Below are 24677 nucleotides of genomic sequence, written 5' to 3'. Positions count from 1 at the left end.
ATTACAAATAACTCCAGATAAATTAACGTCACCAAGCGAGCCTCACCTGGTAACGAATATATTATCTAAAATAATATTTAACTGAATTATTAATGAAGGGCGTTATTTCTTCTTGTGGTAATAATAAAAGAAAGAAACAACATTATTTTCCCTATAGACGGGCGCCTGATCGGCATAGAGATTGGCATTGAGCTGGATCATCTCGCTGCGCATGGAATAAAAGGAGTCATGCATCATGGCCGCAATACGAATACAGCTGTCCATGTTGTTCTTGGCCAATTTCCGCTGGCAGTCGATGCGAAACTGCAGGCCGCGCAGCCGCTGTTGCTGCTCTGGGCTGACCCGGTCGATCAAGCCCTCTATCTGCTGTCGCAGCAACTCGTCGAGCCGCTCGGGCTCCGCCACAGCCAACCGTCTCAAGGTATCAAAATCAGGCAACTCCATATGCCCTCCCGCGGCCAGCCGCTGCATGGTGATACTCAAACAACAACGATCAGCTCATAATTCAACCAACCGTATAAGAAGTTATATAAGACGATTACCCGCCTGGTTCAATCCATACAGCCTTCTTTCGAACCCGATTGCGCCAAAAAATGACGGCAGCGGCCAGCTGCCACCGGCTTATTCGTTATGGATCAACCGATTATTCCTGAATATTTCCCCTTAATCTGTTTATACATTTTTATGGCGACGACACCCTGGCCTTATGTCTTATTGAAAGGGAACCTGCAATATTGCTTTTCATTCGGCACTCGATGTTGAGCACCACACTCGCCAATGTCTGGCCTCGTTTAACATATCTCACTGATTATGTTATTTTATTTGCCACTTATTCAGCGCAACCAAGAGCAGACCATGAGCAAGGCAAAAATCGGCATCGTCACCGTCAGCGATCGCGCCAGTGCAGGCATCTACGAAGACCTCTCCGGCAAGGCCATCATAGAGACGCTGGGCGCGTATCTGACCTCTGAATGGGAACCCGTCTATCAGGTGATCCCAGATGAACAGGATCAGATTGAAGCAACCCTGATCCGGCTGGCAGACGAGGAGCAGTGCTGCCTCATCGTCACCACGGGCGGCACTGGCCCCGCCAAGCGGGATGTGACCCCCGAGGCCACGGAGGCGGTGTGCGATCGCATGATGCCGGGCTTTGGCGAGCTGATGCGGGCCGAGTCCCTCAAGTTCGTGCCAACCGCCATTTTGTCGCGCCAGACCGCCGGCCTGCGCGGCAGTTCGCTCATCGTCAACCTGCCGGGCAAGCCCAAGTCCATCCGTGAGTGCCTGGATGCGGTCTTCCCCGCCATCCCCTACTGCATCGACCTCATGGATGGACCCTATCTCGAGTGCGATGAAGCCGTGATCAAGCCGTTTCGCCCCAAGAAATAGGTAAATGGACGGGGGATGTGAACCCCCGTCCATCTCTTATTTGCGGCCGTATATCTTGACCCCGGCCTTGCTCCCCTCCGAATTGCCATAAACCTCGATCCGCTTGATGCAAAGGCGGCTGCCGAGGGATTTCCAGTCCGATTCCTGATCAGCTTTGAGATCCTTGTCAAAAGTGAGGGTCTTGCTGCTGTCGTTGCCATAAAACACCTTGACCCGGTTAAGGGTTAATTCCCGTCCTGCCTTGACCATGATGGACTTGGCAGGTCGGCAGACAATGATGGTAATAATGGCGGCATGGTCGCCCACTCCCAGCAAGAGAGTCTTGCCCAGCCGAAAGTCATCATCGGCCATGGCCGGCGCAGGCAGCGCCAATAAAAGGGTCGACAGCAAGAGCGCATTGAAGCCGCGGCGCAGGTGGGGTTAAGCAGAGAAAACAGCAGATGGAACAGACATTATGCCTCCCTAAAAATGGGAGGCATCTTAATTCATCCAGACCAAACCCAGGCTGTACCGGCACCCTGCCCGCAGGCAAGACGCATGGCTTCAGGACCAGCGTTTGAAGATAAGGGAGGTGTTGATACCGCCGAAGGCGAAGTTGTTGGACATCAGATAGTCCACCGCCAGCGCGCGACCATTGCCTACCACATGATCCAGCGGGGCACAGGCCGGATCCGGCTCGGTCAGATTGATGGTGGGGGCAAACCAGCCCTCCTGCATCATCTCCAGCGACAGCCAGGCCTCAACGGCACCGCAGGCGCCCAGGGTATGGCCGAAGAAGCTCTTGAGCGACGATATGGGGGTCTTGTCGCCAAAGATGGCGGCAGTGGCGTGGCTCTCGGCAATGTCGCCACGCTCGGTGGCCGTGCCGTGGGCGCTGATGTAGCCGATGTCGGCCGGTACCAGCCCTGCCTGGGCCAGCGCCATCTCCATGCACAGCTGCATGGTCTCCTGCTGGGGCTGGGTCACATGGGCGGCGTCGCAGTTGGTGGCAAACCCCACCAGCTCGGCGATGATGGTGGCTCCACGCGCCTGTGCATGTTCCAGCTCCTCCAGCACCAGGGTGCCCGCCCCTTCGCCAATGACCAGTCCGTCCCGCTGCCGGTCGAACGGCCGTGGTGCCAGCTCGGGGTTGTCGTTCATCTGGCTGGTGGCAAACAGGGTGTCGAACACCACGGCCTCAGACGGACAGAGCTCCTCCGCCCCACCTGCCACCATCAGGGTCTGGTAGCCGTGCTTGATGGACTCGTAGGCATAGCCAATCCCCTGGCTGCCGGAGGTACAGGCGCTGGAGGTGGGGATCACCCGCCCGCGCAGGCCGAAGAAGAGGCCGGTATTGACCGCCGCCGTGTGCGGCATCATCTGCACATAGGTGGTGGCCGTGATGCTGGCAGTGCTCTTGTCGTTGAGCATGACCCCAAAGGCGCGGATGGGATCCGTGCTGCCAGTGGAGGAGCCATAGGCGATGCCGGTGCGACCGCCGGTCAGCACAGGGTGGTCAAGCAGTCCGGCCCGCGCCAGCGCCAGCTCGGTGGCCACGGTCGCCAGCTGGGAGACACGCCCCATGGCCCGGGTCTTCTTGCGCGGATAGTGGGCAGGCAGCACAAAGTCGGTAATGGGCGCCGCCAGCCGGGTGTTGAGCCCCTCGTAGATGGCCCATTCCGGCATGGTCACCACAGCGTTGCGTCCCGCCTGCAACTTTGCCCGCACACTTGGCCAGTCCTGGCCGAACGCCGTCACCCCGGCCATGCCGGTTACTACTACCCGCTTCATACCATACCGCCATTCACAGAGATGATCTGGCGAGCCACAGAGACAGCACCAGTTGGAGTCGACATCAGGCAGGAGAGCCATTGCATAAGTGTCATACCATGCCCCCGTTGATGGAGATGACCTGCCGGGTCACGTAGGCAGCGATATCCGACATCAGGTAGGAGACCAGCCCCGCCACCTCGTCGGCCTGCCCCATCCGCTTGAGCGGGATCAGTTTCATCGCCTCCTCTTTCACCTCGGCATCGACCATGCCGGTATCGATGAGGCCAGGTGCCACGCAGTTCACCGTGATCTTGCGCTTGGCCAGTTCCAGCGCCAGCGCCTTGGTGGCCCCCATGATGCCGGCTTTGGCGGCACTGTAGTTGACCTGGCCACGGTTGCCCATCAGGCCGGAAACCGAGGAGATGGTCACTATGCGACCGCCCCGGCGCAGGCCAATCATCGGCATGATGCAGGGCTTGAGCAGGTTGTAGAAGCCATCCAGATTGGTGTGCAGCACCCCATCCCAATCCTCGTCCGTGAGGGCGGGGAAGGCGGCGTCACGTATGATGCCGGCGTTGCAGACCACGCCGTAATAGGCGCCATGCTCGGCCATGTCGGCTTCCAGCCGCTCGCGGCAGCCCTGACGATCGGCTATGTCGAACTGGATCAGGCGCCCCTGTCCCCCTGCGGCTTGCAGGCTCGCCAGAGTGGCCTCGGCACCTGCGCGGTCGCCGTGGTAGTGCACGACGACGAAAAAACCGTCGGCAGCCAGCTTGAGGGCGATGGCGCGGCCTATCCCCTTGCTGGCGCCCGTGACCAATACGGTAGAGATCATGAAGCTTCCTTACGCTAACAAATCGGACAATTCGCCGGGTGCGGGTTGATAGGTCGAGAGGCGCGCAGTGGCGCACTCCTGCCCATCTTGCAGGATCCGGCATTCAAAACTGGCCATGCCGCCGTCTTGCAACAGGCAGCTGGCCTCTATGGTGAGCAGGGCCCCCGCCGCAAAGCGGGTGGGCTGGCAGCGATATTTGCGGGTACCGAGCAGCATGCCGATGCGCACCGGCTCGCCGCGCAACCGCCCCTGCATGCCAGCCCAGGCGGCTATGGTCTGGGCCATCAGCTCTATGCCTGCCCAGGCGGGCAAATTGCCCTCGCCATCGAGCAACAAGGCGTGCCGGGGGCCGACCCGTGTCTCGCAGCGCACCTGGCTCGCATCCACGGTGCAGATGCGGTCAAGCAGCAGCATGGGGGCCTGATGGGGCAACAGGGCCTCGATGGCGGGCAGCGGTATGCGCTCATTCATGAGGGTGATCTCCCGAACAGCAGGCTGACGTTGTTGCCACCGAAGGCAAAAGAGTTGGAGAGGACCCGGGGTGCCGCAAGCCGAGTGGCGCCCCTCACCAGCCGGATGGGTGCCAGCGCCGGATCCGCCGTCATGACCCCTTGGGGCGGCAGCGGCAGGGCCCGCTCCAGCAGCAGGCAGGCGAGCGCAGCTTCAATGGCACCGGCAGCGCCCAGGGTATGGCCGGTGAGCGGCTTGGTGGAGCTGCAGGGCACCTTGTCCCCGAACAGGCGATGCACGGCCTGGCTCTCCATGGCGTCATTGAGGCGGGTGGCCGTGCCGTGCAGGTTGATGTAACCCACCTGGTCAGGCGCTATACCAGCCTGAGCCAGCGCCATCTGCATGGCTGCCTCGGCCCCCACGCCGTCCGGATGAGGGGCCGAGATATGCCAGGCATCGGACGACTCGCCCGCCCCCAGCAAGGCCAGCGGCGCAGGCTGTTTGCTCAGCAAAAACAGCGCGGCCCCCTCGCCGATGTTGATCCCCTGTCGACCGTTGTCGAATGGCTGGCAGAGGGTGCCACTCAAGGACTCCAGGCTGTCAAAACCGTTGATAGTCAAGCCGCACAGGCTGTCGGCGCCACCGACGATCACCGCATCCACCAGTCCGGCCGCCAGCATCCGCTGACCGCTGATGAAGGCGCGGGCGCTGGAAGAGCAGGCGGTGGAGAGGGTGTAGGCAGGCCCGGAGATGTCGAGATAACGGGCCAGAAATTCGGACGGAGAGCCCAGCTCCTGCTGGCGATAGTCAAAGGCCGGGGGAATTGCCTCCCCCCGCCGGGCGGCGGCGATCGCCAGCTCGGCCTCGCCGATCCCGGCTGTGCTGGTGCCAAGCACCAGGCCTACCCGCGCAGGGCCAAACTCCGCCAGCGCCTTGTCCAGGGCCGGGCGGATCTGCGCCAGCGCCGCCAGCAGCAGGCGGTTGTTGCGCGAGGCATAAGGGGCCAACGCCGCCGGTATTTCCGGCAAAGCACCCTCGACCCGCCCCACCGGGGTCAGGCGACCATCCAGCAAGGTCTGGTTGTGGCGGGTGAGCGGCGTGCTCCCCTCTGCCTGCCAGGCCAGCAGGGCCTCGGCGCTGGCATCCCTGCCCTCCCCCAATGCCGAAATGAGGCCGTAAGCCGCGATATAACAACTCATTGGGACAGAGTCTCCAGCTGCAAACGGTAGTGAAATACATGCTGTTGCAGGCTGACCGGCTCCCGTACGCCGCCCTTGTCCTGGTACCCGATCTCGGTGACCAGGGCGCCATCGGGAGAGCGCAGCCGGCGCGTCAGCCCTTGGTCCCGCAGCGTCCAGCCCGGCGGCAGCTGCGGCTGCCAGCTGGCCAGTGGCCAGTAGCAGAGCATGACGTCCGCCAGCACCTGGGTCACTGGAGGCATGCCGGTGGCGAGCAGCGGGCTCAGCTGCTGAGTCGCTATACCCTGCTGATCGTAACGCCCCCGAAACAGCCGCACCCCGCTCGGGGTCAAGCCGACCAGGGTCAACTGGCTGCCATCGGCCTCCAGCACAGTCATCAGCTGATGGGCGCTCTCACCCACGGTGGCCGTCAGCAACTGCTGGCGATAGAAGGGGGTAGCAAGCACGGGGGCAGGCAGCGCCATGACGGTCCCCTTGTCGAGATAGGCGGTGGGGGAAGGCTGGCTGCTGCAGCCCCCCAGCAAAAACATGAGTAATACAAACAGTGATCTTATTGTCATGTTGGCTCCCGGCTATCCTGCCCTGGCAATTGGGGCTCCCGCACAGCGCCATCCGGTTGCACGCGGTCCAGCACCAGAGGCGACAACAGGAAGGCAGTAAAGATACCGCCGCTCAACACCAGACCAAAGCCCGCTATGGCGGGGGTGTGACTCAGCGCCAGCAAGCCGAACGCCAGCTGGGTGGTGAGGTTCGCCAGCAGGATGGCGAGCAGGGTGGAACTCTGCCGCGCCAGCTGGTTGCCACAGTGGGCAAAGAAGAGACCGTAGTCGATGCCGATGCCGAAGATGAGGCTGAGCGCCAGCACACCAAACAGGGTGAGCGGCTGGCCGCAGGCGGCGAGCAGTGCCAGCCCCATGGCGAGAGCAATCAGGTTGACCAGCAGCACCCGGGACGCCCTGGCTGCCCCCATCCGCCGCCAGAGCAGCAGGGCCACCAGGCCGATGGCCAGCAGCAGCAGTTCAGCCAGCTTGATCCGGTAGTGGGCAAACAACTGGCTCCACTCGCTGCGCTGATCCTGCCAGTAGATACCCTGCTCGGCAGCTGCCAGCGCCGTCAGGGCGACCTCGTCCTGCACCCCGACCAGTGGCACCCAGATGGCGACGCGGCCATCCTCCAGCGAGTGCCACAGCAGACGGCTCCCCTCGCTGACCGGGCTGGCCAGCCAGGCTGCCGGGGTCAACCAGTCAGGCTGACGGGCGGGCCCTTTCCCCCCTGCTGGTATTGGCACCCCGGCCTCTTGCAATCGGGCCACCACCCGGGGCAACAGGGCCCGAATGGCGGCCGCATCCTGCTGCTGGCGCGCCAGCGAGGGCAGCCAGCGGCTGAGGGAGACAAAGTCCCGCAATGCGCCGCTATTTTTAAGCTCGGTCAGCTGATCATCCAGTCGCTCCAGCCGTTGCAGCGCCTGCTCGGCATCCGTACCCGTCACCAAAAAACCCTGCATGCCCCCCTGCTGACCGGTCAGGGCCTTGATCTGGTTCTCCTGCGCCTGCAGTTCCACCGGCAAGGGTTGCAGCCGACGTATGTCGTCATCCACCTGCAGTTGGCTGATGCCAAGGGTGGCCAGCAGCAGGCAGAGCAGCGGCAGGCCGATGCGCACCAGGCGACGCTGCTGCCAGGCTCTGAGCCAGGCCATCAGCAGTGGCTGACTGCGCAGGGGCCGGGTCGGCAGGGGGCCCGACCAACGCGGGAACAGGCAGAGCACAGTGATGAAGGCGCTGAACAGGCCCGCCAGTGCGCACACCGCCAGCTGCTGCAGCCCGGGGAAGGGGGCAAACCAGAGCAGGCCATAGCCGATCAGGGTGGTCAACACCGCCAGTGAGAGGCTCGGCAGCAGCTGTAGTCGGGTCTGATGCGGCGTCTCGTCGCCGCCGTGCAACCGTCGCTCGCACAGGAAATGGATGGCGTAGTCGATGGCGATGCCGATGAGACTGCTGCTGATCACCAGGGTGAAGAGATGGATCTCGCCAAACAGGATGAGCACAGTGCCCAGCCCCCACATCAGCCCCACGCAGATGGGTAGCAGGGAGAGCAGCAGCGCCCGGGTCGAGCGAAATACGCCCCAGATAAGCAGAATGACTCCGATCATGGAGCCAAGCCCTATGGTGGAGATGTCCTGCTGGGCCAGGTTGCTGGCGTGCTGGCTGTAGAAAAGGGTGCCACGGCGCAGCAGCTCGGCACCGGGATAGGCTTCGGCCAGCCGTTGCTCGGCGTTGTCGAGCACCCTCAGCAACCCCTGATTGCGCTGGATATCGAAGGCGGAGAGATCCAGCTCGGCCCGCACCATGAACCAGTCGCGACCCGCCTTGTCCCGGCTGACCAGCCAGCCCTCCTTGAGTTGCATGGGGCCGCGAGCCTCTGCCAACACCCCTGCCCGGGTCAACAACAGCGGATCACTCTGCCACTCGGCGCGGGAAACGCCGCCAAAGGGCGAGTAGATCTGGCCAAGCACCCATTGGCTCCAGCCCTCGGCGCCAGCCGCCAGCCGGGCCCGGCCCGCTTCATCCAGCCGCTGCCAGGCGAGACTGTGCAGATAGCCCTGCCAGGCGGGGGCCAGCTCGGGCTGATAGCCCTTGATATGGGAGAAGGCCGCTATCTGGTCGAGCTGTTTTACCCACAGCTCGGCCGCCGCCTGCCCGTTCTGTCCGGCAGGCAGGCTCAGCATCCAGACCAGCTGGCGATCGAGCTGTTGCAGCAAGCCCTGCTGCAACGCCGGATCCAGATCGCTGCGGGATTCGTGGGGCAACAGATCCATCAGGCTGGTGTTGATGCGGCTGTGGGGCAGCTGCCAGACCAGCACGGCCACCAGCAGAAGACAGAGACCGATCCAGATAGTGCCAAGCCGACGCCAGGTGGTTTCAGATTGCAGCAAGGTCGATTCTCCCGGCCAAACCAAGGGCAGTGGCAAGGTACAATACGGGGCTAGTGGGCAGCAAAGCGGGCCTGCTCCTCGTGGGTCAGTGGCAGGCTTCGCTCCTGCCAGGCGCTGAAACGGATGCGGGTGCTGTCACCCTGCTTGTCGGCAATGACCAGCTCATCCAGCTGACCTTGCCCGCTCAGGGTGAGGCTGGCGAACACCTTGTCCAGCGGTGTCAGGGTCGGCACCAGCAGCAGCTGCCAGCCCGCCTCCGTGCTCTGAAAATCGACCTTGAAGTAGCGGCTCAGGGTCACCTCGTCCGAGCCGAACAGCGCCAGCAGCATCTGGCTGAATTCAAGCAGTTGCGGGCTGTCGATGACGGTGGCGGGCTGATCCGCCATCTGCTGCACCATGCGTTGTGGCGTCAGGGTCAGGGTCAGGGCAAAGGGCTTCTGCTGCTGCCACCAGAGACCAAGGTCGCGCACCAGCAGCAGCTCACCGGAGGCCTTGAGCGGCTGGCTCAGACCCGCCACCTGTTTCTCCTGTTCGAAATGGGCCTGCCTGACCTGACTCAGGGTCAGCAACTGCTGCACCTGGTCACGGCTCAGTGGAGCCGCCTGCAGCGGCAACGCCAGCAACAGGGTCAGCCCGACCATCACGCGGTTCAGAAGAGGCCTCACTGGCTCACCCCCAGCTTGTCCAGCAGCACCTGGGGCGAGGCCAGGCACATCTCGCCGCTCGCCTTGCTCACCGCCACCTGGATGCTGTAGCCCTTGCTGGTGCGGGTGCCGCTCGCGGCATCGCTCAGCAGGTAGTCGATCTTCAACCGGTTCTGGTACTCGGTCAGGGTGGCGCGCACCCGCACCCGCTGGCCGAAGCGCAGCGGCGCCAGATACTTCATCCGGGTGTCAATAATGGGCCAGAGGTAGCCGGAGGCCTCCATCTGCGGGTAGTTGTAATCGATAAGATCGAGCAGGGCGCAGCGGGCCAGCTCTACGTAGCGAAAGTAGTGACCGTGCCAGGCGACGGCCATCATGTCCACGTCGTGGAATGGTATGGTCACTTCGATCTCAGTGCTGATCTGCCAGGGTTCATTCTGCATGGGTTGTCTCATAGGGAGTGCCCCTGCCAGACCAATGCAGCCATCATGTCCACGTCGTGGAATGGGATGGTCACTTCCACTTCAGTGCTGATCTGCCAGGGTTCATTCTGCATGGGTTGTCTCATCAATAGTGACCTTGTTTCAGTCCTGGCTCGGCCCATAAAGGGAGTAGTGACGCTGACGGAGACTGGCGATCAACGCCCTGAGCTCCTGCTCCAGCGCCCTGTCTTCCAGCAGAGGCGCAAACTCGGCCCGCACCTGCTGCACCATATGGGTCAGGGCCGGGCTGAGTGGGCGGGTGAAGGGTGTGGGCTGGGCCAGGCGCAGCTCGACCCCCTGTACCGCCGCCAGCAGGCAGGCGGCCCCGACCTGTTCGGTCAGGGTCAGCACCCGCAGGGCATCGCGCGCCGCTATGGTGCCCATGCTCACCTTGTCCTGGTTGTGGCACTCGGTGGAGCGGGAGAAGACGCTGGCGGGCATGGTCTGCTTGAGCGCCTCCGCGGTCCAGGCCGAGACGCCGATCTGCACCGCCTTGAAGCCGTGGTTGATCATCTGCCGCCCGGCTGGCGCCCCCGAGAGGTTGCTCGGCAGGCCGCCGTTGAACTTGGTGTCGACCAGCTGGGCCAGCTGGCGATCCAGCAAGTCCGCCAGATTGGCGATGGCCGTCTTCATGCTGTCCATGGCCATGGCGATGTGGCCGCCGTAGAAGTGGCCACCGTGCATCACGTGCTCCCCCTCCCCGTCGATCAGCGGGTTATCGTTGGCGCTGTTGAGCTCGTTTTCGATGAGCTGGCGCCACCAGGGCAGGCTGTCGGCCACCACACCTATGACGTGGGGGGCGCAGCGCAATGAGTATCTGTCCTGCAGCCGGTCGCTGTGGCGCGGCAGCTCGCCGGCCACCAGATCCGACCTCAGCCAGGCCGCTATCCCCTGCATGCCGGGGTGGGGCTTGGCGGCAAACAACCGCTCGTCGAAGTGGAAGGCGTTGCCCCCCATGGCGACGCTCACCAGCGCCGTGATCCGGGTCGCCAGTTGCATCAGGTAGTCGGCGCGGGCGTAGGCGAGACAGGCCAGCGCCGTCATTACCGAAGTGCCGTTCATCAGCGCCAGCCCCTCCTTGGGTCTCAGGGTCAGGGGAGTGATCCCCAGCTCCCGATAAACCTCGACGGTGGGACGCAGCGCACCATCGTGATGGAGCTCGCGCTCCCCCACCAGCACGGCGGCGACGTAGGATAGCGGCGTCAGATCGCCGCTGGCACCGACGGAGCCCTCTTGTGGAATGCGCGGTATGAGATCCTGCTCCAGCAGCCAGCAGAGCCTCTCGAGCAAACCCGGGCTGACGCCGGAGACCCCTTGCGCCAGGGAGCAGAGCCGGGTCGCCAGCACGGCGCGGCCGGCATCGAGCTCGAAATCCGCCCCCAGCCCGCAGCCGTGGAAGCGGGTCAGGTGCAGTGGCAGCTCGGGCACCAGCTCGGCGGGCACGGGTCGGGTCACCGAATCCCCGTAGCCTGTGGTCACCCCGTAGATGACCCCCTCCTCGGCCAGCAGTCGGTCGAGAAAATCAGCCCCCCGCTGGATGCGGGCCATAAAGGCGGGATCCCGGTTCAATGCCGGGCGGGCACGGCGCTCTGCCAGCGCCACCACATCTTCGATGGTCAACGGCTCGGCGCCGAAGGTGACGCACTTCATCTCACTCTTGTTCATCGGTCAGCTGCCAGAAATCAAAAAAGTTGAACCAGTCCAGCGGGGCACGCAGGCAGTGATGCTGCAGGCGATCGGCATAGGCCTGCACCCGGGACGCGAGTATCTGTTGTCGCCCCTGGCGCGGCAGACTGAGGCTGTCGGCAAAGGGCTCGAAATGCACCCGAAAGCGCCCCTGCTCCTTGAGGCCGAACATCAGGTAAACCGGGCAACCCAGCACGCTGGCCAGGGCAAAGGGACCGAGGGGAAAGGGGGCCGGCGCGCCGAGAAAGTCGGCCCAGACCACCCGCTTCTCCCGGGTCACAGAGGTGCGATCGCCGACGATCACCACCCACTCCCCCTGATCCAGCTTCTCCTTGAGCAGGATGGCGGTATCGGCCCCCATCTCCTGCACCTGAATGAGGTTGAGCCGTGAATCCGGGTTGATCTGCTTGAGCAGAGCGTTGAAACGGGCCGCGTGACGGGTGAAGACCAGCGCATTGATGCGCACCTCCCCCTTGCGACTGCCAAGGGCCCGGCACAGCTCGAGGTCGCCGAGGTGAGAGCCCAGCAGCAGCAAGCCCTTGCCGCTGTTGATGGCGGCCTCGTAGTGATCCCTCCCCACCAGCTCGACCTGATCCTCGGCTATATCACCGCGCCAGCCGGCAAGCTTGTCGAGCGCAGACTCACCAAAGCGCAGGAAGTGGCGAAAGCTCGATCTCGGCTCAGGGGGGAGCCGTATGCCCTGAGTGCGGGAAAAGGCCTCGAGCCGGGCCAGATAGGCTTGGGATGCCTGACGCTGGGCGCGGCCGGTCAGCCAGAAGTAGCCGATGACGGGGTAGAGCAACAGGGAGAAGCCCCGCCGCCCAAGCAGGCGATAGCTGGCCAGCATGATCTGCATGCCGAGCAGGGATCCGCGCTCCGGGGTGCGCGACCAGTGGGTCCGGCGCTCACGCCACAGCCGGGCAGCCCCTGCGCCGAGGCGCAGCAGCAGATCCCACAACAGGCGGCACACCAGCCGGGTGTGCATCCAGGAGATATCGCGGTTGTCGCGCCAGAGCTGGAAATGGGAGCTGCCATCGGCGGGATAGATGACCCGGGTCGGCACGAAACGCACCGCCACCCCGGCCCAGTGCAGGCGCACCATCACCTCGGTGTCAAAATCCATCCGCCTGCCGAGCGCCACCTGTTCGAGCAGCGCGCAGCTGGCCGCCAGCGGATAGACCCGAAAGCCGCACATGCTGTCCTTGATGGCAAACGACAGCGTCTCGATCCAGACCCAGACATGGGTGATGTAGCGGCCATAGAGGCGCCCTCTGGGCACGGAATCGTCGTAGACAGGGCGCCCCGAGATAAGCGCATCGGGATCCCGGTGCGCCTCGGCCAGCAGGGCCGGAATGTCTGCCAGATCGTGCTGGCCATCGGCATCCACCTGCAGGGCGTGGCTGAAACCGAGGCCATGGGCGTGGCGCAGCCCCGTCATCACGGCACCGCCCTTGCCCTGGTTGTGCGAATGGCGCAGCAGGGTGACCCAGGGGTGGCGGGCGGCCAGCCCATCCAGCGCGGCGGCGGCGACGGGTTCGCTGCCATCGTCGATCAGCAGGCAGGGCAGCTCATATTCGGCCAGCCGATCCAGCACGGCGGCCAGGGGGCCGGCATGGTTGTAACAGGGGATCAGGATGCAGGGCGTCATGGGATGAAGCGCACCCGTCCGCTGCTCGCCGGCTCATCCCCCAGCGTATAGCTGAAAACGAGCTGATCCTTTTGTGGCTGCCACTGCAGGCTCAGGCTGCATTCGGCCCCCGGCCGCAGCGGACGCTGGAACTTGAGCTGATCCAGCCCGTGAAACGGCAGCTCCAGGTTGAGCCGGCTGGCGGCATAGTGCATGACCCAGTGGATCTGGGTGACCCCTGGCAGCAGGGGCGCGCCGGGAAAGTGGCCCGCAAACCAGGGCAGCTCAGGATCGAGCCGCAGGTGCAGGCGCACGCCATCGGCCAGCGTCTCGCAGCCAAGCACTGTCGGCAGCGTGTCAGCAGAGAGGCTCATCGAACAGCTCCTTGAGTTGTGGCCAGGGGCGTTTGCCCTGGGCGTTGAGCGGCATCTGGTCAACCCGGCGCAGGCTGCGCGGCAGGGCGACCGGTTCGAGCCAGGGGCGCAGTTGCTGGCGCAGGGCCAGCAGGAAGCGGCCCTGACCCAGCTCGGCCCAGCGGGCGGCCCCCACCTCGCTCAGCACCAGCACGGCGCCGAGGATCTGGCGCTGGCCTTGCTGCAGAGGCAGCACGGCGGCCAACTCCACCTCCGGCAGGGCTTGCAGGCGCGCCTCCACCTCGTCGAGGGAGATGCGCTTCTCCTCCAGCTTGATCACCCTGTCCTGGCGCCCCAGCAGCTCGAATCCGGCCCCCGTCATCAGGATGCGATCGGCGCAGGCCAGCCAGCCGTCCTCTGCCAGGAAGGGGGAGCGCAGCAGCAAGCCCTGATCCGGGCCGACCCGCACCTCAACCCCGGGCAGCGTCGTCCAGGGGGTCTGCGCCTGATTGCGCTGGCGCCAGCCGATACCGCCAGTCTCGCTGCTGCCGAAAATCTCCACCGGCAGCTGGCCGAGCAGGGCCCGGGCCTGATGGGCATCCCCGGGTTGCAGAGGCCCGCCGGAGGAGACGATAAGGCGGCAGCCCGCAGCGGGAATGGCCGGATCGAGCCGGCTGAGAAAAGCGGGGGAAGCGATCAGCACCCAGGGAGCGGTTTGCACCGCCAGTTGCTCCGGATAGTCGATGCTGCGACGATCGAACGGACGCCCCAGGGCCAGAGGCAGCAGGATACGAAACAGCAGGCCGTAGATGTGCTGGTGACTGACGCTGGCCAGCACCCGGGTGTCGGTCAGGGCCTGGCCCCAGAGCGCCATTTGCACCCGCAGCTCGGCCTCCAGCTGGGGCCAGGCTTTGGGGATGGCCTTGGGCTCGCCGGTGGAGCCCGAGCTGAACAGGGTCAGATCGAGACGTTCGGGTGTCAGGTCGGCGCGCTCTGCATCCCGCTCGCCATGGCAATCGGCAAGGGGTAGCCGCAACTGGGGCACATCAAGCCCATCGACTGGCAGCTCGCCATCGGTGAGCAGGCCGTCAAACTGATCCCGCAGCGCCAGCAGCCCGGCCACCCGTTGATGGCCCGGCAAGATGGCCTGATGACCGCCGAGGGCGCAGGCCAGCAGCGCCTGGGCAAACAGCAGACTGTCATCGAAACAGAGCGCCCAGCGCGCGCGAGGCTGCCCGGGGCGAGCATGGCGTGCCATGACCCGGGCCAGTTGCAGGCTACCAAGACGCAGCTCGGCCAGAGTCACCTCGCCGCCTTGACCGAACGCCACCAGCTGGTCGTCGTCCCGCTGCCAGAGCGTTTGCAGCAGGGTCATGGGGCCAGCCTCTTCATCAGTCGCCGGCGTACCAGATACTCCCCAGCCATCAAAGCGCTCATCAACCCATAGCTGATGAGGCCGTTGTAGAGGCTCCAGAGCGCCAGATCGCCGTACCAGATGGTGAAGGCCGCCAGGGCGCCATTGACCACGAAGAAGCCGCACCAGATCTGGGTCACCCGCCGGGTGTAGCCGATGGCGATATCCGGCAGGCGGGGATCCTGCAAGCGGGCCAGCCGCTCCACCAGACTCATGGGGCGGGTCAGGCTCCAGCCAAACAGGCAGAGCAGCGCCAGGCTCACCGCCAGCGGGTAATAGAGCAACCAGTGGCGGGCAGAGAATAGCGCCGACAGCAGGGTCAGCCCCAGACCGATGCAGGCCAGCAGGCGACCCAGCCAGAGCCACTCAGTCAGGGGACCAAACCGGACCCGCCGCTTGAGCAGACCCGGCAGCAGCCGCAAGAAGAAGATGACCAGCAGCCCCACCAGCAGCGGAGTCTGGCTGGTGTGAGTCAGCCCCCAGTACACAGCCAGCGGGTAGAGCAGGAGGGCACCACCGGCCAGCCAGGAGAGCCAGCGCGTCATGATCTGGCGCGTATCCGCATCAGGCGCCGGCGAGCAGACGCTCGACCGCATCCACAACGTCATTGACGCTGCGCACCGACTTGAACTCTTCCGGCTTTATCTTCTTGCCGGTCAGCTTTTGCAGGTGCACCACCAGATCGATGGCATCTATGCTGTCGAGCTCGAGATCCTGATAGAGACGTGCCTCGGGAGTGATGGCCTCTTCATCGACTTCGAACAGATCGACGAGGGCGGTTTTGATCTGGGCAAAGATGTCGTCACGGGTCATGGCTCAGGCCTCCCCTTTCGACTGGGCCTGCACCAGGGCGACCAGGGCTGCGACTGAGGCAAAGTGACGACGGGTATTCTCATCCTCGGCGGAGAGCACTATGCCGTAGCGGCCCTTGATGGCAAGGCCCAGCTCCAGCGCATCGATAGAGTCCAGTCCCAGGCCATCACCGAACAGCGGGGCCTGGCTGTCTATATCTTCAGGGGTCAGTCCCTCGAGGTTGAGACTGTCGATGATGAGTTGTTTGATCTCTAGGTGCAGGTCTTGCATAACTGTTCCATACGCTGTCATTGGGGCCCTGTTTGCAGGGTCCGGGTGAGAAAACGGGTCAACTGGCGCGCGGCCAGAGCGCTGCTCTGGCCGGTGGCGACCACCTCGTCTGGCGCCACTTGCGGCAGGAATTCTATGGTGAAGGTCGGCTTATTTTCCGGGATCTTGAACCATTTGTCCTGCTTGGTGAGAAATCGGGTGTTGCAGTGGATCCGCACAGGTTGCAGGGGCACCTGGCTGCGCACCGCCAACTGGGCGGCGCCCCGTTGCAACTTGATGGGCTCCCCCGGCGTGGTGCGGGTTCCCTCAGGGAAAATCAGCAACAGACCGCCGGCCTGGATCCGCGCCATGCACAGGGGCAGGAGGCGCTCCGCTTCTACGTTGGGAATATAATCTGCCGCCCTGACCACGCCGCCCACGAAAGGGTTGCGCCAGAGGGATTGCTTGACGATGCAGTCACACACCGGCATCTCGGCGGCCAGCATGACGTAATCGAGCAGGCTGGGGTGATTGGCCACTACCAGGGCGCCGCGCAAGTCGGCGGGCATGCCGCTCACCCGATAATCCAGCACGCCCCAGCCGCGCAGCACACCAAGAAACAGCCGAAAGCTGTGGCGTATGGTCAGCTGGGCCAGGGTACGCCGTCGCTCCCCGCGCAGGCAGAGCGCCAGCAACGGAAACCAGAACAGGGTGAGCAGCAGACCGCCCACCCCGAACAGAGCGAAGCCAAGGGCCGTGCCAAGCAGGCGCCAGCACAGGTTCAGCGCCGCTGCCATGTCCACTCCTGCCGGCCATTGCAAAGGGTCAGTGCCGATTCATCCCGCAGCAGGGCCCGCCAGAAGGCCAGCGACTGAGGCAAAGTCGAAGTTGCCCCGGCCTCCGGACTCACGCCATTCGCAGCTTGGCAGCACCACTGCTCACCGGCCTGCAATATCAGCCCCAGTGCATGGGGTGGCGCCTCGTCTGGCAGCCAGGGGCGATGAAAATCCGGCACAGGCCCCTCGAACGCCACCAGCAGCACCTGTTGGGCACCGGCGTACAAGGCCGCGACCGCCTCGGTGAACCCCGCCATCAACCCGCCCTCCCCCGCCGCCAGCGACGTCATGGGAATGGCGGCCTTGCCCTGGATGGAACAGAGGCCAGCGGCCGTATTGTGGACTGACATGGAAAAATCCGTGGGTGAGAGCGCCTGTCTGGCCGCCAGCGCCTGCAACAGGGTCACGGAACGAGCCAGCTCGCCGTGTCGACTGACGAAGATGGCATAATCGACGGGATGGCGGGCCAGCAGGCTCAAGCCGACCTGCACCGCCAACCGGGAGCCCTGGCTCAGGCGACGCGCCATCATCATGGGCAACAGAGGAGTGACAGGAAATGGTGCCGCCGCAGGCCATTGACCCCACTGCGCCCACTCCTGCCAGTCGCTTTCGTCGACCAGACCCGGTGACAGTGCCTGACTAGCTTGCAGCGAAAAAGAGAGCATATTTCAGGCAACCTGTCCTTAACATTTGGCGTGAGCACGAAGACGGAAAAAAGCACTAACCCGCTGGGCAGTGCCTGCTCCATGGAAATTAACAATTGGAGTCATCACATTAATGCTGCGCGAATAATACCATTATTCGTCAAAAATAATAGCTGGCGCAGATTATCTATTGGCATAGTGATTGAAAATAAATGATTTGTGTTGTCTCATTGCCATGCCCTCAATATTGAATATCGTCGCAAGGAATATTATGAAAGTTATTAACAAGGTATCCCTGTTGCTGGCCTGCGCCCTGCTGGCTGCCTGCTCTACCAGCCAGCCCATTCGCAATATGGCCGCCAACCCGGTTGCCTTTACTCTGACTGAAGATCAGGTAGCCAGTGCCATTATCACGGCGGGGATCGGTAAAAGCTGGGTAATGAAAAAAGAGAAGCCGGGACTTATTCGCGGCCAAGTCAATGTGCGCCAACATCAGGCTGTGATCGATATTCCATATAGCGCTCACGACTATTCCATTAATTATGTGAGCAGCGTCAATCTGGATGATAAAGGCAAGGGCAACATTCATCGCAGTTATAACCGCTGGGTCCTGGGCCTGAATCAGGCCATCCAGACCGAACTCGCCCGCGCAAACAGCCGCTGATCCGGCAGGAGCCATCCAGTGAACCACTATCAGGCAGACCCCTATAACGCGCTGGAGGCCATCAGTGCGGCCCAGAAGATCGCCTTCGGGCCCATGTTGTTCCAGGCCAGCTGGTGTCTGCGTGAAACCGGGGTGCTCGCCTTTCTCGAGAGCCGTGGCCAGCAGGGTGCGCCGCTGGCACAGATAGCCAGTGCGTGCGAGCTGAGCGAATATGCCGTCAGCGTTCTGCTGGACATGGGGCTCGGCGGTGGACTCTGCTACCTGGCCGGCGAGCACTATGTGCTGGGCCGGGTCGGGTCGGGTCGGGTCGGGTCGGCAAATATCTGCAGCACGATGCCATGAGCCGGGTCAATCTCGACTTCACCCAGCATGTCTGCTATCAGCCCCTCGCCCACCTGCTCGATGCCATCCGTCAGGGCACACCGGCCGGCTTGCAGGAATTCGGCCCCTGGCAGACCCTCTACCCGCACTTGAGCGAGCTGCCGGAGCCTGCCCGCAGCAGCTGGTTTGCGTTTGATCACTTCTACTCCGACTGGGCGTTCCAGCAGGCCCAGGACAAGGTATTCAGCTATGAGCCGCGCCACCTCTACGATCTGGGCGGCAACACCGGCAAGTGGGCCATCGCTTGTGCCAAGCGGGATCCCGCCCTGCACGTCACCATTCTGGACTTGCCCGAGCAGCTGGCACTGGCCCGCCTGAATATTGAAGAGGCGGGTCTCGGCGATCGAGTTCAGGGTCATGGGGTGGATCTGCTGCAACCGGGCCCCTTGCCCGGCGAGGCAGACATCTGGTGGATGAGCCAGTTCCTCGACTGCTTCAGCCACGAGCAGATAGTCGCCATCCTGAACCGGATCCGGCATTGCATGAAACCGGACGCCAGAGTCTGCATCCTGGAGCTGTTCTGGGACCGGCAGACCTTCGAAGCCGCCAGCTTCAGTCTCAACGCCACCTCCCTCTACTTCACCTGTCTGGCCAACGGCAACAGCCGCTTCTATCACTCCAAACAGATGTACCAGTGCCTGCGCGAGGCTCATTTCCATGTGGAGGAGGAGCACGAGATCCCGGACCCGGGCCATACCCTGCTGGTTGCCCGCCCGCTGCACACGGGGCCATAATGCCCGCCGCAGATCGGATATAACGATGAAACCTGAAGGAGCACGGCATGATGCGTAACTGCATGGCACTGTTGGCACTCGGCCTGACCCTGGGCACCTTGACCAGCGGATGTGCCGACATCAAGGAGGCGGGCAGAACCGTGGGGCATACCACCCGCAACGTGACCCGCGAGATTGGCCACACCACCCGGGATGTGACCCGCGAAATTGGTCACGGCACCCGGGACACCGTCAAGAAGATAGGTGACAACCTGAACGACTGACAACAGGGGCCCAGGCCCCTGTTGTCGTTACCGCGAGTCAGTTGCCCCACATGGCCATCAGCCGTGATTCCATGGCCTCTTCCTGCTCATCCGGCAGCTCGGTGAAAAGATCCAGTCCGGTCTGCTCCTCCACCGCATCCACAGTCACTATGTAATCCGCAAGCCGGCTGGCCGATACGTTCTGTTGCGGCAGAACGAAGGCGATCGCCTCCTGGTTGGCCACATCCATCACCACCCGGTAGTAGGCGTGGGGCACAGTCACACCATTGCCAATGGCAGCATCGGAGTTGGTGAAGATGGGGCCCGTGATCACCTGAACATCCTGATAGGCGATGGCCCACTGGCGGGTCTTCTCTTCCAGAATGCGCCAGGCCCCCTGATTGAGCGCCGGCAACTGCGGCGTCATGTTGGTCAGCAAGAAGCTCTGCTTCATGGTAGCGGCGGTGGAGCGCATGTCCGCAGCGGGCGCCTGATGACCCCTGTCGTAGCCCGACCCCTTGTAGTCCGCCAGAGTAGCGCGGAACTGCACCGGCACCTCCCTGTCTTCGGCGAAGGCATCCTTGCGTGGCACCTGACCCTGGGCGCTGGCCGCCGTCATACGGTAAGAGACCCAGTCTGCGACCTTGGTGTCATAGTTGTATCCGGCGGCATAACCGTCCCGGCACAACAGCTGACTGGATTGACTCGGGACCCCGAGTTTGACGTGATCCTTGCACTGGAAGCCTGCCGCCAGGGCCGGGAAGGTGGTGAGAGTGAATCCGATAGCCAGAACTAATTTATTGATATTATTCATTATTATGCCACTCCTTGTATTGGGCGGAGTGATTTGACACCAGGTCGGATGAGTTAGGCAATCGAACAGATTGTGAGCGTGTTGAAATTGTGAAGAGGGCTGCAAATCGGTGAAATCCCCGTCGCCAGCTGGGGGATTGTCATCCCCTTGTCATTATGCTGAATACGGTACTTTGGCTTTGTTATCATAGAGATAGAGCCATGAAAAGCGGGGCCTCTGCCCCGCCTGGATTCAGACTCACGACCCGGTCAGCTCTTGACCTGAGGCCTGGGTGTATCGGCTTGGGAGGGCGGCAGGATCGGCAGCACTATCCGGGGCTGCTCGCCGGTCAGGCTCTTGAGGTAGGCGGTCATGTCGTCGGCCTCCTGCTCGCTCAACGCCTGGCCCAGCTGGATGTCCGCCATTATCTGCACCGCCTCCTTCAGATCCCAGACTGAACCATCGTGGAAGTAGGGGTAGGTCAGCTCTATATTGCGCAGGGTCGGCACCTTGAACCAGCCGATGAACTGCTTCTCGCCCGTCACGCCGCCACGGCCCTGGGCCGGGTTGTCGGTCTTGAACGGCTTGACCAGCCCCATCTTCTGATAGGAGTTGCCACCTATGGCCACCCCGTTGTGGCAGGCAGTGCAGCCCTTCTCCTTGAACAGCTGATAGCCCTTCAACTGCTGCGCCGTCAGCGCCTTGCCGTCTCCCTTCAACCAGCGATCGAACGGCGCGTTGGGGGTGACCAGGGTCTCTTCGAAGGCGGCGATGGCGTCTGTCACCTCATCGATGCCAAAGTCCGCCTTGCCGTAAACGGCGCTGAAACGGCTGCGATATTCGGGCAGGGTATGCAGGGTATCCACCGCCAGCTTGTGGGTGAAGGCCATCTCCAGCGGATTTTCGATGGGGCCTGCCGCCTGCGCCTTCAGATCCTTGGCGCGGCCATCCCAGAACTGCACGAAGTTGAGGCTGGAGTTGAGCACTGTGGGGGAGTTGATCGGTCCCTCCTTCCACTTGTGACCGAGGGAGCTGACCTGATTGTCCACGCCGCCGGTCGCCAGGTTATGGCAGGAGTTGCAGGAGATGGCGCCGGATTTGGAGAGCCTCGGCTCGAAGAACAACATCTTGCCCAGCTCGACTTTCTCTGGCGATCCCACCTTGACTGCCTCGACGGGTTGGATCGGTTCGGCTGCCCACCCCATCCCCGACAAGCCCAACGCCAGCAACAAATAATATTTATTCATTTTTCTCTCTCCCTTGTGGCTGTGCATAACAGCAACCTCAGCCTGACCGGGAACGCTTGTGCGTTATTTGCTCAAGATCAAATGAGACCAACAAAAACCACAATAAAAACAATGAATTATTATATTTCAGACGGACTGGTGGCGGGGACTTGCGAGGCAAAAAAGAGCTGAATTTCGATGAGTGAATTATGAACAAATTCATCCACAACAACAGCTGATTAATTAGATTGCTGTCATTGAATAAAGCGATTATTCAATATGCAGTGGCAGCCACCTGTTAATTAGATTCATTTTATATGCATCATAAATATGATCTGTCATACGGCTGTTAATAATAAAAATACTGTCTAACATTCTGTATCCCGCATTTTAGATAATGCCATCCACTGTTCCTTCACTTATTAAGGAAGCGGATGGCTGTGCTTTTCAATCAAGATAAGGATGTATGATGAGAAAGTCTCTGTTGGCCTGCTCTCTGTTGCTCTGCCCCGCCGTCTTCGCTGCCACCCCGCACTGGGAGTACAGCGGTGAGGCAGGCCCGGCACAATGGGCCAAACTGACGCCGGAATTTGGCCAGTGTGCAGGCAGCAACCAGTCGCCGATAGACCTCGACGGTCTGGTCGACGCCAAGCTGGCTCCACTGCAGTTCCACTATCTGGCGGGCGGTAAAACCCTGGTCAACAATGGCCATACAGTACAAGTCGGCTATGCCCCGGGCAGTACCTTGATGCTCGATGGCATGCGCTTCGAGCTCAAGCAGTTCCACTTCCATGCTCCCAGTGAAAACCTCATCAAGGGCAAATCCTATCCGCTGGAAGGGCACCTGGTGCACACCAATGCCAAAGGCGAGATCGCCGTGCTGGCCGTGATGTTCGAAGCGGGCAAGGCCAATCCGGCGCTGACCCGGGCCTGGGATCAGTTGCCAGCGAAAACGGGCGAGATCCACGCCCTCAAGGCGCCGCTTTCGGCCGAGCAGTTGCTGCCAGCCAATCGCGACTACTACCGCTTCAGCGGTTCGCTGACCACACCGCCCTGCTCGGAAGGGGTGCGCTGGCTGGTAATGAAGCAGCCGGTGCAGGTGAGTCAGGCCCAGATCGACGCCTTCAAGGCGGTGATGCACCACCCCAACAACAGGCCCGTGCAGCCACTGCATGGTCGGCTGGTATTGCAATAATCCACCCGGGCGATCACAGCGCCGAAATAGAAAAGAGGGCCAAAAGGCCCTCTTTTTCATTCACCGCGAGTCGTTACAGGCTGGCGGCAATACGCGCCCCCAGGGCGGCGTTGTTCAGCACCAGCTGGATATTCGCCGCCAGCGAGTTGCCGCCGGTCAGCTCGCACACCCGCGCCAGCAGGAAGGGGGTGGATGCCTTGCCCTTGACTCCCTGCTCGTCCGCCTCTTGCAACGCCTGCTTGATGGCCGCATCTATGTCGGCCTTGGGCATGGCGAACTGGGTCGGGATGGGGTTGGTGACCACGGCGCCACCGGCCAGTCCCAGCTCCCACTTCAGACGCAGCGCCTCGGCAATGGCCGCCGGTGTGTCGAGGCGGTAATCCACCTTGAAGCCGCTCTCGCGGGTGTAGAAGGCGGGCAGCTCCTCGGTCTGATAACCGATGACGGGCACACCCTGAGTCTCCAGGTACTCCAGGGTCAGGCCGATGTCGAGGATCGACTTGGCACCAGCACACACCACGGCGACCGGGGTCTGGGCAAACTCCTGCAGATCCGCCGAGATGTCGAAGGTCTCCTGGGCACCGCGATGAACGCCGCCGATACCGCCGGTGGCAAACACCCGGATACCGGCCATGGCGGCAATGATCATGGTAGAAGCCACAGTCGTCGCGCCCAGCCCCTTGTTCGCCAGCACGAAGGGGATATCCCGTCGGCTGCACTTGGTGGCGTCGTGACCGGCCCGGCCCAGCGCCTCCAGCGCCCCCGCATCCAGCCCCACCTTGAGGCGGCCATCCAGAATGGCGATGGTGGCCGGTACGGCGCCGTTGTCGCGCACCACCTGCTCTACCTGGCGCGCCGTCTCCACGTTCTGCGGATAGGGCATGCCGTGGGAGATGATGGTGGACTCCAGGGCAACGACAGGTTTGCCGGCGGCCAGGGCAGCGGCGACTTCAGGTTGGATATCGAGGTAAGCGTTCAACATGGGTACTCCTCCAGCATGCGTTCAACGGCGGCCTTGGATAGGCCGGAAAAGACGGTATCGGAACAATTGACGGTGAGGGCGGCGCAGCCGAGGGCGAAACAGGTGGTGTCGGTCATGTCGCTCTCCTGCAACCAGGCGTGGGCCAGCCCTGCCATGAAGGCATCGCCACCGCCGGTCACGTTGACGACAGGGCTGCCGAGCACGGGCAGATGGCCCTGGCACTCTCCGTCGCTGTAGAAAATCCCCTGATCGCCGAGGCTCAGGAACAGCCGCTGCACCCCGGCGCGGTGGAACCAGGCTGCCGCCATGGGCCAGGTATCGGGCCCGGCAATGGTGAAGCCACACAGCTGCTCAGCCTCGCTGCGGTTGGGCTTGAGGGTGTGGATCCGGTGCAGCCAGGGGCGGATCTTCTCCACCTTGGCCACGGAAACGGTGTCGACGAAGATGATGTGCTCACCCTGGCGCTCGAACAGCCAGTCCAAGGTGTGGGTGGCGAGGTTGGTGTCGAGCACCCAGAGCCGGGCCGCACCAAGGAAACCAGTGAGCGGGGTAAGCCGGGCCGGTGTCAGTTGATCGATGATCGCCATGTCGTTGACGGCGCAGCTCATCTCGCCGCTGCCATCGTGCAGGCTGAGGTAACAGGAGGTAGCCTGCCCCTCCAGCACCAGCACCTGGCGCACGTCAACGCCGGCGCGCTGGCTCACTTCCAGCAGATGATGACCGTACTGGTCGTTGCCCACCGCAGTCAGCAGCCGGGTGTCGGTACCGAGCCGTGCCAGGTTCTCGGCTATGTTGCGCCCCACACCGCCGGCGGAGGTGCGCACCTTGCCGGGGTTGGAATCGCCGATGCGCAGGTTGTCATGACTGCAGCCGCAGATATCCATATTGGCGCCGCCGATCACCACGGCGTAGGGGCCTTCCCGCAGCACATAGCCCCGCCCCTGCACATAGCCCTGCCGCATCAGGCTGGAGATATGGCTCGCCAGCGCCGAGCGGCTGATGCCGAGGCGATCCGCCAGCTCCTGCTGGGCAATCATGGGATCCTGGCGCAGCAGGGCGAGGATCTCTTGTTCACGCTCAGTCATAGACAAACATCCATTTACAAACGTTTGTCTATTATTTATGAAAAACGTTTTCCCGCCATACTCTCGTGCAAGA

Annotated in this window: 27 protein-coding genes and 1 pseudogene; 5 read left to right on the top strand and 23 right to left on the bottom strand. The window is 62.7% G+C overall.

Features of this window, described 5'->3' with window-relative positions; genetic code table 11:
• Window positions 1-102 precede the first annotated feature (102 nt).
• Window positions 103-444, bottom strand: coding sequence for a DUF3135 domain-containing protein (locus OKC28_RS03380; RefSeq protein WP_270687391.1), 342 nt, complete (start codon window positions 442-444; stop codon window positions 103-105).
• A 411-nt stretch (window positions 445-855) separates the two neighbouring features.
• On the opposite strand from OKC28_RS03380, the gene mog reads away from it, so the two are divergent.
• Window positions 856-1386: a molybdopterin adenylyltransferase gene (mog, locus tag OKC28_RS03375; RefSeq protein WP_005317752.1), complete on the top strand. Its 531-nt coding sequence runs from the start codon at window positions 856-858 to the stop codon at window positions 1384-1386.
• A gap of 36 nt (window positions 1387-1422) precedes the next feature.
• Here the strand turns inward: mog and OKC28_RS03370 are convergent, their stop codons facing one another.
• The 18 genes from OKC28_RS03370 to OKC28_RS03285 all read right to left on the bottom strand — a co-directional run bounded on the left by OKC28_RS03370 (window position 1423) and on the right by OKC28_RS03285 (window position 17323).
• Window positions 1423-1800 carry a DUF2541 family protein gene (locus OKC28_RS03370; protein WP_442865738.1) on the bottom strand — a complete coding sequence of 126 codons (378 nt, stop codon included), beginning with the start codon at window positions 1798-1800 and terminating at the stop codon, window positions 1423-1425.
• 129 nt (window positions 1801-1929) lie between these two features.
• Window positions 1930-3156: a beta-ketoacyl-ACP synthase gene (locus OKC28_RS03365; protein WP_005317759.1), complete on the bottom strand. Its 1227-nt coding sequence runs from the start codon at window positions 3154-3156 to the stop codon at window positions 1930-1932.
• Window positions 3157-3247: 91 nt separating this feature from the next.
• On the bottom strand, window positions 3248-3973 hold the full coding sequence (locus OKC28_RS03360) for a 3-ketoacyl-ACP reductase FabG2 (protein ID WP_005317763.1): 726 nt from the start codon (window positions 3971-3973) through the stop codon (window positions 3248-3250).
• Window positions 3974-3982: 9 nt separating this feature from the next.
• Window positions 3983-4444 carry a hotdog family protein gene (locus OKC28_RS03355; RefSeq protein WP_270687384.1) on the bottom strand — a complete coding sequence of 154 codons (462 nt, stop codon included), beginning with the start codon at window positions 4442-4444 and terminating at the stop codon, window positions 3983-3985.
• Window positions 4441-5622: a beta-ketoacyl-[acyl-carrier-protein] synthase family protein gene (locus OKC28_RS03350; RefSeq protein WP_270687382.1), complete on the bottom strand. Its 1182-nt coding sequence runs from the start codon at window positions 5620-5622 to the stop codon at window positions 4441-4443. The genes OKC28_RS03355 and OKC28_RS03350 overlap by 4 nt, the downstream gene beginning before the upstream one ends.
• Window positions 5619-6182: a DUF3261 domain-containing protein gene (locus OKC28_RS03345; RefSeq protein ID WP_270687379.1), complete on the bottom strand. Its 564-nt coding sequence runs from the start codon at window positions 6180-6182 to the stop codon at window positions 5619-5621. The genes OKC28_RS03350 and OKC28_RS03345 overlap by 4 nt, the downstream gene beginning before the upstream one ends.
• A complete protein-coding gene (locus tag OKC28_RS03340) occupies window positions 6179-8554 on the bottom strand; it encodes an MMPL family transporter (RefSeq protein WP_270687377.1) in 2376 nt (791 codons plus the stop codon). The genes OKC28_RS03345 and OKC28_RS03340 overlap by 4 nt, the downstream gene beginning before the upstream one ends.
• 50 nt (window positions 8555-8604) lie before the next feature.
• Window positions 8605-9195: an outer membrane lipoprotein carrier protein LolA gene (locus OKC28_RS03335; protein WP_270687526.1), complete on the bottom strand. Its 591-nt coding sequence runs from the start codon at window positions 9193-9195 to the stop codon at window positions 8605-8607.
• A gap of 20 nt (window positions 9196-9215) precedes the next feature.
• The gene (locus OKC28_RS03330; protein WP_234576652.1) at window positions 9216-9641 is read right to left on the bottom strand and encodes an acyl-CoA thioesterase; all 426 of its coding nucleotides are present in this window, start codon (window positions 9639-9641) and stop codon (window positions 9216-9218) included.
• Window positions 9642-9782: 141 nt separating this feature from the next.
• On the bottom strand, window positions 9783-11345 hold the full coding sequence (locus OKC28_RS03325; RefSeq protein ID WP_270687374.1) for an HAL/PAL/TAL family ammonia-lyase: 1563 nt from the start codon (window positions 11343-11345) through the stop codon (window positions 9783-9785).
• Window positions 11332-13014, bottom strand: a complete 1683-nt coding sequence (locus OKC28_RS03320) for a glycosyltransferase family 2 protein (RefSeq protein WP_270687371.1) — start codon at window positions 13012-13014, stop codon at window positions 11332-11334. Before OKC28_RS03320 ends, OKC28_RS03325 begins: the two co-directional genes overlap by 14 nt.
• Window positions 13011-13367 (bottom strand): ApeI family dehydratase, encoded by a 357-nt coding sequence (locus OKC28_RS03315; protein WP_256685188.1) that lies wholly within the window; start codon window positions 13365-13367, stop codon window positions 13011-13013. Before OKC28_RS03315 ends, OKC28_RS03320 begins: the two co-directional genes overlap by 4 nt.
• Complete coding sequence (locus OKC28_RS03310; RefSeq protein WP_270687368.1) at window positions 13351-14721, bottom strand: AMP-binding protein; 1371 nt, start codon at window positions 14719-14721, stop codon at window positions 13351-13353. The genes OKC28_RS03315 and OKC28_RS03310 overlap by 17 nt, the downstream gene beginning before the upstream one ends.
• Window positions 14718-15356, bottom strand: a complete 639-nt coding sequence (locus OKC28_RS03305; RefSeq protein ID WP_270687366.1) for a hypothetical protein — start codon at window positions 15354-15356, stop codon at window positions 14718-14720. The genes OKC28_RS03310 and OKC28_RS03305 overlap by 4 nt, the downstream gene beginning before the upstream one ends.
• Complete coding sequence (locus tag OKC28_RS03300) at window positions 15325-15573, bottom strand: acyl carrier protein (RefSeq protein ID WP_005317801.1); 249 nt, start codon at window positions 15571-15573, stop codon at window positions 15325-15327. Before OKC28_RS03300 ends, OKC28_RS03305 begins: the two co-directional genes overlap by 32 nt.
• Before the next feature lie 3 nt (window positions 15574-15576).
• The gene (locus OKC28_RS03295) at window positions 15577-15843 is read right to left on the bottom strand and encodes a phosphopantetheine-binding protein (protein WP_005317803.1); all 267 of its coding nucleotides are present in this window, start codon (window positions 15841-15843) and stop codon (window positions 15577-15579) included.
• A 17-nt stretch (window positions 15844-15860) separates the two neighbouring features.
• Window positions 15861-16619, bottom strand: coding sequence for a lysophospholipid acyltransferase family protein (locus tag OKC28_RS03290; RefSeq protein ID WP_021140773.1), 759 nt, complete (start codon window positions 16617-16619; stop codon window positions 15861-15863).
• Complete coding sequence (locus OKC28_RS03285; protein ID WP_270687362.1) at window positions 16604-17323, bottom strand: beta-ketoacyl synthase chain length factor; 720 nt, start codon at window positions 17321-17323, stop codon at window positions 16604-16606. Before OKC28_RS03285 ends, OKC28_RS03290 begins: the two co-directional genes overlap by 16 nt.
• 181 nt (window positions 17324-17504) lie before the next feature.
• On the opposite strand from OKC28_RS03285, the gene OKC28_RS03280 reads away from it, so the two are divergent.
• The 3 genes and pseudogenes from OKC28_RS03280 (at window position 17505) to OKC28_RS03270 (ending at window position 19344) form a co-directional block, all read left to right on the top strand.
• On the top strand, window positions 17505-17966 hold the full coding sequence (locus OKC28_RS03280; protein ID WP_265451942.1) for a hypothetical protein: 462 nt from the start codon (window positions 17505-17507) through the stop codon (window positions 17964-17966).
• A gap of 18 nt (window positions 17967-17984) precedes the next feature.
• Window positions 17985-19081: pseudogene (locus tag OKC28_RS03275) on the top strand (methyltransferase).
• A 47-nt stretch (window positions 19082-19128) separates the two neighbouring features.
• A complete protein-coding gene (locus OKC28_RS03270) occupies window positions 19129-19344 on the top strand; it encodes a hypothetical protein (protein ID WP_270687360.1) in 216 nt (71 codons plus the stop codon).
• Between the two features lie 37 nt (window positions 19345-19381).
• On the opposite strand, the gene OKC28_RS03265 is transcribed toward OKC28_RS03270, so the two are convergent.
• The gene (locus OKC28_RS03265) at window positions 19382-20137 is read right to left on the bottom strand and encodes a DNA/RNA non-specific endonuclease (RefSeq protein ID WP_058393696.1); all 756 of its coding nucleotides are present in this window, start codon (window positions 20135-20137) and stop codon (window positions 19382-19384) included.
• 248 nt (window positions 20138-20385) lie between these two features.
• Window positions 20386-21363 carry a cytochrome-c peroxidase gene (locus tag OKC28_RS03260; RefSeq protein WP_270687356.1) on the bottom strand — a complete coding sequence of 326 codons (978 nt, stop codon included), beginning with the start codon at window positions 21361-21363 and terminating at the stop codon, window positions 20386-20388.
• Window positions 21364-21811: 448 nt separating this feature from the next.
• On the opposite strand from OKC28_RS03260, the gene OKC28_RS03255 reads away from it, so the two are divergent.
• Window positions 21812-22537: a carbonic anhydrase gene (locus tag OKC28_RS03255; RefSeq protein ID WP_270687524.1), complete on the top strand. Its 726-nt coding sequence runs from the start codon at window positions 21812-21814 to the stop codon at window positions 22535-22537.
• 73 nt (window positions 22538-22610) lie between these two features.
• Here OKC28_RS03255 and OKC28_RS03250 read toward each other — a convergent pair whose 3' ends face one another.
• Both OKC28_RS03250 and OKC28_RS03245 read right to left on the bottom strand, forming a co-directional pair.
• The gene (locus OKC28_RS03250) at window positions 22611-23519 is read right to left on the bottom strand and encodes a pseudouridine-5'-phosphate glycosidase (protein ID WP_005317829.1); all 909 of its coding nucleotides are present in this window, start codon (window positions 23517-23519) and stop codon (window positions 22611-22613) included.
• Window positions 23513-24604, bottom strand: coding sequence for a PfkB family carbohydrate kinase (locus OKC28_RS03245; protein WP_270687354.1), 1092 nt, complete (start codon window positions 24602-24604; stop codon window positions 23513-23515). The genes OKC28_RS03250 and OKC28_RS03245 overlap by 7 nt, the downstream gene beginning before the upstream one ends.
• Between the last annotated feature and the right edge of the window lie 73 nt (window positions 24605-24677).

The sequence above is a fragment of the Aeromonas sp. D3 genome (assembly GCF_027705025.1).
Lineage (GTDB): Bacteria > Pseudomonadota > Gammaproteobacteria > Enterobacterales > Aeromonadaceae > Aeromonas > Aeromonas salmonicida.
The sequence above is the reverse complement of the archived record's forward strand: the minus strand, read 5'-3'. Positions and strand labels throughout refer to the sequence as shown.